Origin of the sequence: Mesorhizobium metallidurans STM 2683 (genome assembly GCF_000350085.1) — a bacterium.
Taxonomy (GTDB): Bacteria; Pseudomonadota; Alphaproteobacteria; order Rhizobiales; family Rhizobiaceae; genus Mesorhizobium; species Mesorhizobium metallidurans.
In genome coordinates this window covers 1-13,185 of the sequence record NZ_CAUM01000127.1, presented here as the reverse complement: position 1 = coordinate 13,185, position 13,185 = coordinate 1, and the positions used below count along the sequence as shown (strand labels likewise).

The 13,185-nt window shown below is 63.2% G+C and carries 13 protein-coding genes; 4 read left to right on the top strand and 9 right to left on the bottom strand.

From position 1 onward, the window contains the following. Positions 1-17: 17 nt before the first annotated feature. The gene (locus MESS2_RS20715; RefSeq protein ID WP_008876399.1) at positions 18-1,184 is read right to left on the bottom strand and encodes an isobutyryl-CoA dehydrogenase; all 1,167 of its coding nucleotides are present in this window, start codon (positions 1,182-1,184) and stop codon (positions 18-20) included. A gap of 128 nt (positions 1,185-1,312) precedes the next feature. On the opposite strand from MESS2_RS20715, the gene MESS2_RS20710 reads away from it, so the two are divergent. Both MESS2_RS20710 and MESS2_RS20705 read left to right on the top strand, forming a co-directional pair. Further along, on the top strand, positions 1,313-1,927 hold the full coding sequence (locus MESS2_RS20710) for a dimethylsulfonioproprionate lyase family protein (RefSeq protein WP_008876398.1): 615 nt from the start codon (positions 1,313-1,315) through the stop codon (positions 1,925-1,927). 3 nt (positions 1,928-1,930) lie between these two features. After that, the gene (locus tag MESS2_RS20705) at positions 1,931-3,406 is read left to right on the top strand and encodes a cobyric acid synthase (protein WP_008876397.1); all 1,476 of its coding nucleotides are present in this window, start codon (positions 1,931-1,933) and stop codon (positions 3,404-3,406) included. A 244-nt stretch (positions 3,407-3,650) separates the two neighbouring features. On the opposite strand, the gene MESS2_RS20700 is transcribed toward MESS2_RS20705, so the two are convergent. The 3 genes from MESS2_RS20700 to MESS2_RS20690 form a co-directional block, all read right to left on the bottom strand. Continuing rightward, a complete protein-coding gene (locus MESS2_RS20700) occupies positions 3,651-4,070 on the bottom strand; it encodes a VOC family protein (RefSeq protein ID WP_008876396.1) in 420 nt (139 codons plus the stop codon). Positions 4,071-4,176: 106 nt separating this feature from the next. Then, entirely contained in the window at positions 4,177-5,010 is an 834-nt protein-coding gene (locus tag MESS2_RS20695; protein ID WP_008876395.1) for a helix-turn-helix domain-containing protein, read from the bottom strand. A gap of 215 nt (positions 5,011-5,225) precedes the next feature. After that, complete coding sequence (locus MESS2_RS20690) at positions 5,226-5,396, bottom strand: hypothetical protein (RefSeq protein WP_008876394.1); 171 nt, start codon at positions 5,394-5,396, stop codon at positions 5,226-5,228. 175 nt (positions 5,397-5,571) lie between these two features. Here MESS2_RS20690 and MESS2_RS20685 point away from each other — a divergent pair, with 175 nt between their 5' ends. Continuing rightward, positions 5,572-6,003 carry a TerB family tellurite resistance protein gene (locus tag MESS2_RS20685; protein WP_008876393.1) on the top strand — a complete coding sequence of 144 codons (432 nt, stop codon included), beginning with the start codon at positions 5,572-5,574 and terminating at the stop codon, positions 6,001-6,003. A 17-nt stretch (positions 6,004-6,020) separates the two neighbouring features. Here the strand turns inward: MESS2_RS20685 and MESS2_RS20680 are convergent, their stop codons facing one another. The 5 genes from MESS2_RS20680 to MESS2_RS20660 form a co-directional block, all read right to left on the bottom strand. Further along, positions 6,021-7,664, bottom strand: a complete 1,644-nt coding sequence (locus MESS2_RS20680) for an ABC transporter ATP-binding protein (RefSeq protein ID WP_008876392.1) — start codon at positions 7,662-7,664, stop codon at positions 6,021-6,023. Next, the gene (locus tag MESS2_RS20675; RefSeq protein ID WP_008876391.1) at positions 7,661-8,530 is read right to left on the bottom strand and encodes an ABC transporter permease; all 870 of its coding nucleotides are present in this window, start codon (positions 8,528-8,530) and stop codon (positions 7,661-7,663) included. Before MESS2_RS20675 ends, MESS2_RS20680 begins: the two co-directional genes overlap by 4 nt. After that, the gene (locus MESS2_RS20670) at positions 8,527-9,474 is read right to left on the bottom strand and encodes an ABC transporter permease (RefSeq protein WP_008876390.1); all 948 of its coding nucleotides are present in this window, start codon (positions 9,472-9,474) and stop codon (positions 8,527-8,529) included. The genes MESS2_RS20675 and MESS2_RS20670 overlap by 4 nt, the downstream gene beginning before the upstream one ends. Positions 9,475-9,733: 259 nt before the next feature. Continuing rightward, positions 9,734-11,212 carry an ABC transporter substrate-binding protein gene (locus tag MESS2_RS20665; protein ID WP_008876389.1) on the bottom strand — a complete coding sequence of 493 codons (1,479 nt, stop codon included), beginning with the start codon at positions 11,210-11,212 and terminating at the stop codon, positions 9,734-9,736. A gap of 158 nt (positions 11,213-11,370) precedes the next feature. Next, positions 11,371-12,651: an acetylornithine deacetylase/succinyl-diaminopimelate desuccinylase family protein gene (locus tag MESS2_RS20660; RefSeq protein WP_008876388.1), complete on the bottom strand. Its 1,281-nt coding sequence runs from the start codon at positions 12,649-12,651 to the stop codon at positions 11,371-11,373. Between the two features lie 221 nt (positions 12,652-12,872). Between MESS2_RS20660 and MESS2_RS20655 the strand changes: the two genes are divergently transcribed. Continuing rightward, positions 12,873-13,185 (top strand): L,D-transpeptidase (locus tag MESS2_RS20655; protein WP_040593596.1); only part of this gene is annotated, 313 nt, incomplete at its 3' end.

The window sequence follows — 13,185 nt, the reverse complement described above, 5'->3', positions numbered from 1 at the left end:
GGCGACATGCATTGGCGTCAACGACCGATCAGCGATCGCGCGACGATGACGCGCATGATCTCGTTGGTGCCTTCGAGGATTTGGTGGACACGCAGATCCCGAACCAGCTTCTCGATGCCGTAATCGTGCAGATAGCCGTAGCCGCCATGCAGTTGCAGCGCATCGTTGGCGACGTTGAAGCCGATGTCGGTGACGAAGCGCTTGGCCATCGCCGACCATTTCCCGGCATCCGGCGCCTTGCGGTCGAGTTTCGCGGCCGCGGCATAGAGGAAGATGCGCGCCGCCTGCAGCTCGGTCTCCATGTCGGCGAGTTTGAACTGCAGCGCCTGGAACTGGTTGATCTTGCTGCCGAAAGCCTTGCGCTCGGCCGTGTAGGAAAGCGCCTTGTCGAGCGCCGATTGCGCGCCGCCCAGCGAACAGGCGGCAATGTTGAGCCGGCCGCCATCGAGACCGGCCATGGCGATGCCGAAACCGGCGCCTTCTGACGAGAGCAGGTTCTCCGCCGGCACCTTGCAGTCCTCGAAGACGACCTGCCGGGTAGACTGCATGTGCCAGCCCATCTTGTGCTCGTCGGCGCCGAAGGAGAGGCCCGGCGCATCCTTCGGCACGACGAAGGTGGAAATGCCCTTCGGCCCGTCGGCGCCAGTGCGCGCCATGACGACATAGAGGTCGCTGTCGCCGGCGCCCGAGATGAACTGCTTGGCGCCGTTCAGCACATAGTCGCCTCCACTCCTCACTGCGCGCGTCTTCAACGCCGCCGCATCCGACCCCGAGCCCGGTTCGGTCAGGCAATAGCTCGCCAGCCATTCCATCGAGGTCAGCTTCGGCAGGAAGCGGTGGCGCTGCTCCTCGCTGCCGAAGCGGTCGATCATCGAGGCCACCATGTTGTGGATCGAGATGAAGGAGGAGAAGGCCGGATCGGCGCGAGAAAGCGCTTCGAAGATCAGCACGGCGTCCAGCCGGCCAAGTGCCGAGCCGCCGACATCATCCCTGACATAGATGCCGCCGAAGCCGAGCGGGCCGGTCTCGCGGATCACATCCGCCGGAAAATGCTTGTTGCGGTCCCAGTCCAATGCGTGAGGCGCGACGCGGTCGGCTGCGAAGGCCCCGGCCATCTCCTGGATGGCGCGCTGGTCCTCGTTGAGTTCGAACTGGCTGGTGCTCGCATCGACCGCGGCGTCCATGGCGTGCTCCCTTGGGTTGGCTTGCTGGCCTGTTGTTTTTGGCTTTGCGCGCGCACCAATCTAGACCAATGATGCCGCCGCGCAACCCGACGCTTTGCGGAACGGCTGTGCGCAAATCGGAGCAAGATGTGTCGACGAATTCGAATAAACTGCTTGAGCATTTCCGAACCTATCTCGAAACGTTCGAGGAGGCGCTGGTGCGCGATGCGGTGGCCCGGATCGGCTGGGACATGCCGTCGCGCCAGCTCGAGCCGCACCGCCTGCCTTGCCTTGGCTATCTCGATCGCGCCGCCGAGCTTGCGCCGCCGAATGCCAGATCCCTGGCACGGTTCCTCGCGGCGCATCGCAATGAGCTGCGCTGGGGCCAGACCTACAACGCCGCCGATTTTGGCGCGGAATTCCTGACCAGATATGGCTGGCTGGAGGTCTTCGGCACGCGCGGCCACTTCGTCAATGATGAGGTCGCGGCCGGCCTGCTGATCCTCGGGCCCGGCATCGTCTATCCCGACCACCACCATATCGCCGAGGAGATCTACATTCCGCTGACCGGCGGGACGGAATGGCACAAGGGCGACAGCGGCTTTCGCCTTCGCGAAGCGGGCGAGGTGATCCACCATGCCTCCGATGTCAGCCACGCCATGCGAACGGCCAAGGAGCCGCTGCTGGCATTGTACATCTGGCGTGGCGGACCACTGGCGCAGAAATCGACCGTCCCCGGCACAGTCGCGCAGGGCAGGGCCTGAGCCATGGCCAAGGCGATCATGCTGCAAGGCACGGGTTCCGATGTCGGCAAGACGGTGCTGGTCGCGGGTCTCTGCCGTGCAGCGAAGAAACGCGGCCTGAGGGTGCGGCCGTTCAAGCCCCAGAACATGTCGAACAATGCCGCCGTCGCCGACATTCCCGGCGACAACAATGCCGGCGGCGGCGAGATCGGCCGGGCGCAATGGCTGCAGGCGATCGCCTGTGGCGTCGCGCCCTCGGTCCACATGAACCCGGTGCTGCTCAAGCCGCAAACCGATGTCGGCGCGCAAGTCGTCGTGCAGGGCAAGGTGTTCGGCGAGGCGAGGGCACGTGACTATCAGGCGTTGAAGGGCCGGCTGATGGATGCGGTGCTGGACTCCTGGGCGAAGGTCGGCGAGGGCGCCGACCTTGTCATCGTCGAGGGCGCGGGGTCGCCCGCCGAGATCAATCTCAGGAACCGCGACATTGCCAATATGGGCTTTGCGACGCGCGCCAACGTGCCGGTGGTGCTGGTTGGCGATATCGATCGCGGCGGCGTCATCGCCTCGGTGGCCGGCACGCATTTGATCCTGCCGGAGGAAGACCGGCGCATGATCGTCGGCTATCTCATCAACAAGTTCCGCGGCGATGTCTCGCTGTTCGAGGACGGCATCAAGTCGATCGAAAAATTCACAGGCTGGCGCTGCTTCGGCGTCGTGCCGTGGCTCAAGGCGGCGGCGCGCTTGCCGTCGGAGGATTCAGTCGTGCTCGAACGGCTGACCTCCGGCGAGAAACGGGCGCTGAAGGTTGCCGTGCCGATGCTCGGGCGCATCGCCAACTTTGACGATCTCGACCCGCTCAAGGCCGAACCGCAGGTCGAGGTGGTCTTCGTGCCGCCGGGAAAGACGCTGCCGCGGGATGCCGGGCTGGTGGTCATTCCCGGTTCGAAATCGACAATCGCCGACCTTATGAAATTCCGCGAGAATGGCTGGGACCGCGACCTTCTCGCCCATCACAAGCGTGGCGGCCACATTGTCGGCATTTGTGGCGGCTTCCAGATGCTGGGCAAAATTGTGCGCGATCCCGACGGCATCGAAGGCAGTGTAAGCGAGGCGGAGGGCCTTGGCCTGCTGGACATCGAAACGGTGATGGAGCGGGAAAAAACGGTGCGCAATGTCAGCGCGCATTCTGTGCCATTCGACCTGCCGCTGCAAGGCTACGAGATCCATCTCGGCCGGACCACCGGACCGGATACGTTGCGGCCTTCCGCTGTTATCAACGGCATCGACGACGGTGCGATCTCAGCCGACGGCAAGGTATCGGGCACCTATCTGCACGGGCTGTTTTCGGCAGACGCGTTCCGGGCAAGATTCCTGGAAAGCCTCGGCGTCAAAGGTGGCGGGATCGACTATCGCGCCGAGGTCGAACGAGCGCTGGACGAGGTCGCCGCCGAGTTGGAGATCCACCTCGACTGCGACGCGATTTTCGCGCTGGCGCGCTAGTTGAAGCCTATCGCTTGGTCATCCTGGGGCGAAGCAAGGAGCGCAGCGACGCAGCGCAGACCCCAGGATCCATGCCGTAACTTCAAGGCGTTGCGACGGTGCAGAATTCTGCTCCGTGGAACTCTTCGCCCAAGGTTACGGCATGGATCCCAGGGTCTCCGCGACGGAGCTTCGCTCCTGCTTCGCCCTGGGATGACGAAGTGGAGGAGGCTTCGGGCACCCTTGAGTGTCGGCGATGGTCCATTCATGCCTTCTCATTCGTCTTCGGCCAGTAGGTGCCGAACGACCAGACATTGCCCTCGGGATCGCGGCAGATGAATTCGCGGCTGCCATAGTCGCGGTCGACAAGTTCCTCCAGGATTTCGGCGCCGGCGTTCTTGGCACGCGCATAAGCTGCGTCGGCGTCCGCGACGGCGACGTAGATTGATTTGCCGCCACCCTGGGCTGGAGCTCCGATCATCTGGCCGAATTTGTCGTCGCGCGCGGTGCCTAGCATGATCATCGAGGAGCCGAACGTCAGTTCGGCGTGTTGGACGACGTCGCCTTCGCCGTGGCGGGCACGAACGGCAAAGCCGAAGGCCTCGCCCAGCCAGTCGATCATTTTGGCGGCATTCCTGTAGCGCAGGGCGGGATATAGCCGGGGCGCTTCGATTGCTGTGGGCATGACGGTCTCCTTCAATCGGGTTGTCGATGACCCAATCTGGGCGAAGGCCGCTCCGGCGTCTTGAAGAAATGTTACCTCGGGCGTCCTGCAAAGGACGCTGTGGCATCTATGCCTTGACTGAAAGCGCCGTCGGCGTTTGCCCGGCGAGGTCGCGGAATTCGCGCACCAGATGCGACTGGTCGGCGTAGCCGCAATCGGCGGCGATATCGGCCCAATCGCTTTTGTCCCGCTGTGAAAGACCGAGCGCCCGGTTGAAACGGACGATGCGCGACAGCGTCTTGGGGCCGGCGCCGATGGCGTCGGAGAATTTTTCCGAGAGATGTTTGCGGCTCCAGCCCAGCCTGCCAGCCAGCGAGGAGACGCGAAACCGGCCGCCCGACATGATGATCCGGTCGTAGGCCCAGGCGATTTCAGCCGGCGTTTCCCGGGCCTCGGCCAGCCGTGCGGCGACGAAGGCTTCGGCCATGTCGAAGCGGCTGCTCCAGTCCTCAGTATTGCCGAGCTTCTCGCGCAGCGCGGTGCCTTCGACGCCGAGCACATCGTCGAGGCCGACCATGCGGTCGGTCAGTTCGCTCATCGGCTGGCCGAAGAAGCGGCGGGCGCCAAGCGGCGTGAAATTGATCTGGACGCAGCAGGCACCGCCGAAGGACTCGATCACCACCGGCCCTGCATAAAGACCGGCGGCGAAACTGGCGAAGCGATCATTGTCACCTGGGTTCCTGCCGAGCCCGATGGCGAAGGGTTCGGCGAAGCTGATGACCAGCGGCACGGTCAGCGAGGCGTATTCGACATTGCGGAAACGGCCGGGCATGGTTTCGCGATAGAAGCAGATATCGCTCACCATACCCCGAAGCGAGAGGCCAGGCACTCGCCGCACCATCTCGAACCGGCCGAGATCGGGGCTGGGATGGCGGTCGTCGCCTTCGCGTTGGGCGGGCATGAGCTTTCCTTCCGCCCGGGGACTTTAACAGACCATCGCCTAGAATCAAAAGCGCCCGGCTTTTGACCGGGCGCTCCGAGTTGCCTGAGATTGGAGTGCTTGAAGCGCGTCGCCTGTACGATGCGCTTCAAGCCTTTGTTTTATGCATGTCGTTGTCCCAAAACCGCTGCGCACCCTAGGGTCAAGCCCGAGGGCAAGCTTTTGGGCGACATGCACTAGGCGCCGCGGACCAAGCAGCCGCCGGCAAGCACGATATAAGCGATGAGGGCAATCCAAACCGCGGGTATGGGAATGAACGCAAGTATGCCAAAAGCGGCAAGAAGGCCGATAATGGCAATGATAAGGGATATGATAAAAACAATCTGCGTAGGCGCACTGAGATTCATGTGTGGCTCCTCCAACATGATTCGTACGCTCACAGTCTATCAGGCCCGCAGTCATACACCAGTCAGCCCGCGCATGGGTTCCGCCGGCAGCTTCGCCGCGATTGGCACCTTCTGACCCGTTTGCGTAAGGCTGATTCCGCGCTACCTATTCATGACGAATCGAAGAGGGAACTCCATGGCATTCGCTTTGCTGGACCAGATACGCTCGATCTTCGATGGCGACCCCGGCGTGCGCAAGGTCGCGGACGATCCGGTGCTGTCGGCGGAATTGCTGATGCTGTTCCGTATGATCCTCGCCGACGGATCCGTCAGCGAGAGCGAGATGGTGGCCTTCAGGCGCATCTGCCGGGAAGCCTTCGGCATTCCGGAAGCCAGCATCGACCGCGTCATCGAATATCTCAACGAGTTCGGCTACGAGACCAACGGCTCGCAGGCCATTGCGCAGTTCCGCGGCCTCGACATCGAGCGGCGCAAGCTGCTCGCGCGCCACATGGCGGAAATCGCGAAGGCCGATTCTCAATTGGCCGAGACCGAGGTGCGGTTGTTGCGCCGTACGCTCGACCTGCTCGACATCAGCCCGGTCGATGTGGCGAAGCCACAGGAGTAAGTCGACCGTCCGGTCGCTCACTCCTGTTCCCGCAGTCGTCGCGCGATCGCCCGGTGCAGGTCGGGAGCCGCTGTGACCAATGCCCTGGCTGCCTCGGACTGCGGGTGGTCGAGCACCTCGCTCGTCTTGCCGCGCTCGACGATCCGGCCGTCATGCATGACCATCACCTCGTCGGTGATGGCGCGCGCGACGGTCAGATCGTGGGTGATGAACAGATAGGCGATGCCGAGCTTCTGGTTGAGCCCGGCGAACAGGTCGAGGATCTGGGCGCGGATCGAGACATCGAGCGCCGAGACCGGCTCGTCGGCGACGACCAGCTTTGGCCGGGTGATGATGGCGCGGGCGATCGACAGGCGCTGGCGCTGGCCGCCCGAAAACTCATGCGGGTATTTGTCCATGTCGCGCGGGCTGAGACCGACCTCATGCAAGGCCTTTGCCACCATCTCGCGCCGCTCGGCACTGTCCGGTTTCCTCTCCAGCACATGCAGCGGTTCAGCGACCAGTCTTTCGACCTTCTGGCGTGGGTCGAAAGAGCCGTAAGGGTCCTGGAACACCACCTGCATGTCGCGCCGCGCGGATTTGAGGTCGGCCTCGCTCTTGCCGGCGATATCTTGACCGCGAAACCGGATCGCTCCTGATGTCGGCTCGTCCAGCGCCAGGACCAGGCGGGCAAGCGTGGACTTGCCGCAGCCGGAACGCCCGACCAGCGCCACCGACTGGCCTGAGATCATCGAGAATGAGACATTGTCGACGGCGCGGGTCGGAGCGGAGCGTTTGAACAGCGATGTGCGCCGCCCGGGGTAATCGCGCGTCACCCGTTCGACCTGAAGAAGAGGTTTGGCCACCTGAAGCAGAGGCTTGCCTTGGCCGACCTCGTATGTTTTGGCCCGCGCGGGTACATGCATCGAGGCCTGCGCCAGTTGGCGCGTGTAGGGGTGGAGCTGTTCGGACAGCGTGCGTGCGGTGTCGCCGGCTTCCATCACCTCACCATGGCGCAGGATGGTGATACGGTCCGCCATCTCGGTGACCACCGCAAGATCGTGCGAGATCAGGAGCAGGCCCATGCGGTTTTCCGCGACGAGGTCGCGCAGAAGATCGAGGATTTGCGCCTGCAGCACCACGTCGAGCGCCGTCGTCGGCTCGTCGGCGATCAGCAGCTTGGGTTTCAGCGCACAGGCAATGGCGATGACGACGCGCTGGCGCTGGCCGCCGGACAGTTCGTGCGGATAGCGCGACAGCGGGAATTGTGCTGAGGGCAGGCCGACCCGGTCGAGCATTTTTCGCGCGCGTTCCTCGGCGTCGGCGCGGCTCGCCCTCGTGTGCCAGCGTATGCCTTCCGCGACCTGCTCGCCAATGGTCTTGACCGGATTGAGCGCCGTCATCGGCTCCTGGAAAACCATGCCTATGTCGTCGCCGCGCAGCGCGCACATCTGGTCCTCGCTTGCTGCAAGGATGTCGACGCCGTCGAAGGTGACGCGGCCGGTGGCGCGTGCCACCCAGGGCAGAAGCTGCATGATTGTCAGCGCCGTCATCGACTTGCCCGAACCGGATTCGCCGACCAGCCCCATCACCTCGCCGGGCGAGACGGACAGCTCGATGTTTCTCAGGATCGGCGTGCCGCCGATCGACAGCGAGAGGTTCCCGATTTCGAGCAGGCTCATCGCTGCCGCCGCGATCGGGGATCGAGGATGTCGGCGATGCCGTCGCCGAGCAGGTTCAGCCCGAGCACGGTGATGACGATCGCCATGCCCGGGAAGATCGCCATCCACGGCGCCACCACCATGCGGGTCTGCGCATCGAACAGCATGCGGCCCCAACTCGGCATTGGCGGTTGCGTGCCCAGACCGACATAGGAAAGCCCGGCTTCGGCCAGGATGCCCAGAGCGAACTGGATGGTGCCTTGTACCAGCAGCAGAGTGACGATGTTGGGGAGGACATGTTCCAGCGTGATCAGCATCTTGCCCTTGCCGGCGGCGCGCGCGGCGAGGATGAATTCGCGCGGCCAGATGGCGAGTGCGCCAGCCCGTGCCACCCGGGCGAAGACCGGAATGTTGAAGATGCCGATGGCGATGATGGCGTTGATCGCACCCGGCCCGAAGATGGCGGTGATCATGATCGCCGAGAGCAGAGCGGGGAAGGCAAAGACCAGATCGTTGAGCCGCATCAGCGCTTCGTCGATCAGGCCGCCGCGCACCGCGGCAAAGGCGCCGAGCGGCACGCCGATGCCCATGCCGATGCCGACCGCCACCAGTGCGACGGCGATCGAGTTGCGGGCGCCGACCATGATCATGGAAAGAATGTCGCGGCCGAAATGGTCGGTGCCGAACCAGTTTGCCGGCGATGGTCCTAGCGTCTTGTCGGCGATGACCAATTTGGTGACGTCGTCAGGTGTCCAGACATAGGAGAGCAGCGCCACTGCCGCCACCAGCGCGGTGATGACGAAGCCAGCGAGGAAGGAGCGATTCCTGAATGCCTTGGCCAAAATGCCGGCGAGATTTTCCTCGGGGAGGTCGAAGCGCAGCGTCATTGCCGGCTTCTCAGACGCGGATCGACGATCGCATAGGAAAGATCGACAAGCAGGTTGACGATGATGACGGCGGCGACCAGCAGCATGACGACGCTTTCGACGACGATCAGGTCGCGTTGGGTGATCGCCTGGAACACAAGCCGGCCGAGGCCGGGGAGATAAAAGACGTTCTCGATGATGATGGTGCCGGCGAGCAGGAAGGCGAACTGCAGGCCGAGAATGGTGAGCACCGGGATCATGGCGTTGCGCAGCGCGTGGCGCCACAGGACGGCGCGGTAGGGCAGGCCCTTGGCGCGCGCGGTGCGGATATAGTCCTCGTTCAGCACTTCGATCAGCGCCGAGCGGGTGACGCGGGCGAGGATCGCCGCCTGCGGCAGAGCGAGCGCGATCGCCGGCAGGACCAGCGCCTTCAGCGCCGGCCAGACACCCACACTCCAGCCCGGAAAACCGCCTGACGGCACCAGCCGCAGCCAGACGGCAAAGAGGTAGATCAGCATCAGCGCGAACCAGAAGTTGGGCACGGCAACGCCAAGCTGCGCGGCGCCCATGGCAATCGTATCGCCGGCCCGTCCGCGCCGGCCGGCGGAAAACAGCCCGACCGGAATGGCAATCAGGGTGGATAGCGCCAGCGCGATCAGCGCCAGCGGCAAGGAGACGACGACGCGCTCACGGACGAGATCGATGACCGGCACCGAATAGGTGTAGGAACGGCCGAAATCGAGGCTCAGCAAACCACTGGCCCAGTGCAAATAGCGCAAGGCGAGGGGCGTGTTGAGGCCCATCTGGTTGCGCAGCAATTCAACCTGTTCGGCGCTGGCGTTCATGCCCAGCATCAGCCGCGCCGGATCGCCGGGGATAATCTCCAGCACCGCGAAGACCACCATGGAGGCCAGGACCAGCGTGGCGACGGCGATGGCGAGGCGCTTGAGGAGATAGGCGGTCATGATCGTTGGGCGACCGCTGTGTTGCTTGGTGCAAAAACCGGGCAAAGGTCGCGTTCCCGCCCACCCCCCTCTGTCCTGCCGGACATCTCCCCCGCAAGGGGGGAGATCGGCAGTTTCGATGACCGCGCTTTTCTTGCGATGCCGGTGATTGGCGAAGGCGGAGATGAGGGCGCAATCTCCCCCCTTGCGGGGGAGATGCCCGGCAGGGCAGAGGGGGGTGGGACGGAGCGCACCTTTCGCCTTTGGCCGGCCAACAGCCTCAATCCGTCCACTTCACCTTGGTCAGGTCGTTGGCCTGGATCGGCGCGTTTTCCCACAGGCCTTGCAGCTTGGCGTCCCAGACACCGACTTTCGGCAATTCGTAGAGGAAGCCGACCACGGCGTCGTCGGCCAGGATCTTCTGCGCCTCGCCGAGCAGCGTCTTGCGCTTGGCCTCATCGGAGGTGAGGTTCAACTCCGCGATGATCTTGTCGAAGGCCGGGTTGTCGTAATTGAAGTAATAATCCTTGCGCGAATAGATATCGATGTCGTTGGGCTCGGTGTGTGAGACGATGGTCAGGTCGTAATCCTTCTTGGTGAACACCTGATCCAGCCATTGCGCCCATTCGACCGGAATGATCTCCAGATCGATGCCGACGTCGCGAAGCTGCGAGGCGATGATCTCGCCGCCAAGCCGCGCATAGGAAGGCGGCGGCAGCTTCAGCGTCGCCTTGAAGCCATTCTCCAGGCCGGCCTCCTTCAGCAGCTCCTTGGCCTTGTCCACGTTATGCGGATAGAGGCCGGTGAGGTCGACATAGTCCTTGTTGGCGGGCGACATGTGCGAGCCGATCGGCACGCCGAGGCCGGCCGAAGCGCCGTCGATGATCGCCTTGCGGTCGAGCGCAAAGGAAATCGCCTGCCTGACCTGCAGCTTGTCGAAAGGCGGCTTCTTGTTGTTGATCGCAAGGATGGTCTCACCCTCGGTCGCGCCGATCACCACCTTGAAGCGGGGGTCGCCCTGGGCCTGTGCGACGCTGTCGGGATCGAAGAAAGGGAAGGCCTGGACATCGCCGGAAAGCAAGGCGGGCACGGCGGCAGCGGCATCCGGAACGATGCGGAACTCGGCCTTGTCTAGCGACACGGGCGTGCCCCAGTAGTTGTCGGATTTGACCAGCGTGATCGACGAACCCTTGGCCCAGCTCTGGAATTTGAACGGGCCGGTGCCAATCGGCTTCTCCTTGTTGGTACCGGCTGTCTCAGGCGCCACGATCACCGCGTCGCCCCAGCCCATATTGTAGAGGAAGGAGCCTTGCGGGTTCTTCAGCGTGACCTTGACCGTCGCCGAATCGACCACCTCGACCTTGTCGATGGCGGCGAACAGGCCCTTTTGCGCGTTGACCGAATTGTCGGCGCGAGCTCGGTCGAGCGAGAATTTCACGTCGTCGGCGTTGAAGTCGGTGCCGTCGTGGAATTTCACGCCGGTGTGCAGCTTGAAAACATAGACCTTGCCGTCATCGGATATAGTCCAGCTTTCGGCGAGGTCGGGCAGCACTTCGCCATTCTGACCGATACGGGTCAGGCCCTCGAACACATTGGCGTAAAGCACTTCGTCGATCGCTGCCGCGGCACCCGCGGTCGGATCGAGATGCGGCGGTTCGAGCGGGATGCCGATGACGAGGTCGGTCCGCGCCGCAAACGCGGAGGCGCCAGTGGCCAGTGCCAGCGCCGCGGCGGCCAGAATGGTTTTCCACAATTTCATCGCGCAAACTCCCCATAGGCTCGAATGTGCTCAAAAAACCCAGCGGATAGAAGCGTGATTTCGCCGAGGAGTAAATCGCGTTTCATGCTGCCCGGCAGTGCCTGAAGGAATGTTTTTCTCCGAACTGCATGCTCAATCGATTGGCGTCTACCCGGTCGCTACCCGGCGGCGGTACCTCTCAGCAGCACGTTGAGCCCGATCGCCATCACCTTGGCCGATTCCACCATGTCGGATATCCCGACCCATTCGTCGGGCCTGTGGGCGAGATCGAGAATGCCTGGGCCGTAGGCAATGCAGTCGTAGATATGGCCGATGCGGGCGATGTGCTTCTGATCATAGGTGCCGGGCGAAATCACGTAGTCGGGCTCGCGGTCGAAAATCTCCATGATGCCTTGCGCCACCGCCTTCACCACCGGCGCGTCGCGCTCGGTCATCAGCGGCAGCACCTCCATGAGGTCGCGGATCTCGTAGTCGAATTTCTTGCGCTCGCGCTTCAGCCGCTCGAGGATATCAGTGACCTCGCTTTTGACCGTGCCCAAATCCTCTTCGAGCAGGAAACGGCGGTCGATGGTCAGCCGGCAGGAATCCGGCACGTTGGGCGAGGGCAGGCCGGGCCGGAAATCCTCGGTCTGGCCGCCATGGATGGAATTGATGTTCATGGTCGAGCGTTTTGCCCCGTCGGGCACGACGGGCATGCGCGTCATTTTGCGATCAAGCGCCGGGAACAGCTCGTCCTCGAACGCCCGCAGCACGGCGCCCATGTGGCGCACCGCATTGTCGCCGAGGAACGGCATCGAGCCATGCGCGATCTCGCCCTTGGTCTCGATCTCCGCCCACCAGACGCCCCGGTGGCCAAGGCAGATGCGATCCTTGTTCAACGGCTCGGGGATGATGACGTGGTCGACCTTCGGTGCGGAGAAATAGCCTGATTTGGCCAGATGGGCGACGCCGCCGAAGCCGCCGGACTCCTCGTCGACCGTGCCGGAGATCTCGATGGCGCCCGGAAAGTCCGGAAAGACCTCCATGAAGGCCTCGGCGGCGATGATGGAAGCGGCCAGTCCGCCCTTCATGTCGCAGGCGCCGCGGCCATAGACCTTGCCGTCCCTGACGATGCCGGCGAAAGGATCGAGGCTCCAGCCTTCGCCGGCCTCGACGACATCGATATGCGAGTTGAAATGCACGCAGGCGCCAGCCGAGCGGCCGTCAAAACGGGCGACGACGTTGACGCGCGGGTAGCGATCGGTGTCGCCGGGCGTGCCTTCGGCGCGGATGAATTCGGTCTCGAAACCGCGCTTCTTCAGGCGTGCGCCGAGATATTCGGCGCAAGGACGATAGGCCTCGCCAGGCGGATTGACAGTTGGAAAACGGATCAGGTCGGCGGTGAGCGCGACCAGGTCGTCGACCCGGTCATCGACCGCCTTCAGGAGTCGTTCGTTCATCCGGCGAATTGAGCAGCGAAGCACGCGATTTGGCAAGCCTGTTGGCGGATCGCGCTAAAGTTGGGTGTCGCCGCGGCAACTATGGCGGGAAATCGTTCAAATTCGCTGCTTTGGATTGGTGAATTCGTCAGGGAGTGTGTGATATTTCGCTCACGCACCATTAAAAAGATGAATAATGGCGTGAAGGCAAGCAGGCAGGGCAATCAAAGGGGTTTGATCGCATGAAAAAGACCATTCTCATGGCAGCGGTTCTGGCAACGATGCTGTTTGGTTCTTCAGTCGAGGGTCAGGCAGCCAAACTGGTTGCAAACATCGACATATCTTCGCAGAAGATGACTGTAAGACATGGTCAGGCGGTGTATCGGTGGGCAGTATCCACCGCCCGCAAAGGTTATGTCACGCCACGCGGCAGCTATCGGCCGCAGCGGACCGAACGGATGTGGTACTCGCGCAAATACGACATGTCGCCGATGCCTTATTCGGTGTTCTTTCGCGGCGGCTATGCCATCCACGGCACGGGCGCGGTCAAGCAGC

Bases quoted from the DNA above. Each gene is read 5' to 3' on its own strand.
- MESS2_RS20715 (WP_008876399.1), bottom strand. From the start codon at position 1,184: ATGGACGCCGCGGTCGATGCGAGCACCAGCCAGTTCGAACTCAACGAG.
- MESS2_RS20705 (WP_008876397.1), top strand. From the start codon at position 1,931: ATGGCCAAGGCGATCATGCTGCAAGGCACGGGTTCCGATGTCGGCAAG.
- MESS2_RS20700 (WP_008876396.1), bottom strand. From the start codon at position 4,070: ATGCCCACAGCAATCGAAGCGCCCCGGCTATATCCCGCCCTGCGCTAC.
- MESS2_RS20695 (WP_008876395.1), bottom strand. From the start codon at position 5,010: ATGCCCGCCCAACGCGAAGGCGACGACCGCCATCCCAGCCCCGATCTC.
- MESS2_RS20690 (WP_008876394.1), bottom strand. From the start codon at position 5,396: ATGAATCTCAGTGCGCCTACGCAGATTGTTTTTATCATATCCCTTATC.
- MESS2_RS20685 (WP_008876393.1), top strand. From the start codon at position 5,572: ATGGCATTCGCTTTGCTGGACCAGATACGCTCGATCTTCGATGGCGAC.
- MESS2_RS20680 (WP_008876392.1), bottom strand. From the start codon at position 7,664: ATGAGCCTGCTCGAAATCGGGAACCTCTCGCTGTCGATCGGCGGCACG.
- MESS2_RS20675 (WP_008876391.1), bottom strand. From the start codon at position 8,530: ATGACGCTGCGCTTCGACCTCCCCGAGGAAAATCTCGCCGGCATTTTG.
- MESS2_RS20670 (WP_008876390.1), bottom strand. From the start codon at position 9,474: ATGACCGCCTATCTCCTCAAGCGCCTCGCCATCGCCGTCGCCACGCTG.
- MESS2_RS20665 (WP_008876389.1), bottom strand. From the start codon at position 11,212: ATGAAATTGTGGAAAACCATTCTGGCCGCCGCGGCGCTGGCACTGGCC.
- MESS2_RS20660 (WP_008876388.1), bottom strand. From the start codon at position 12,651: ATGAACGAACGACTCCTGAAGGCGGTCGATGACCGGGTCGACGACCTG.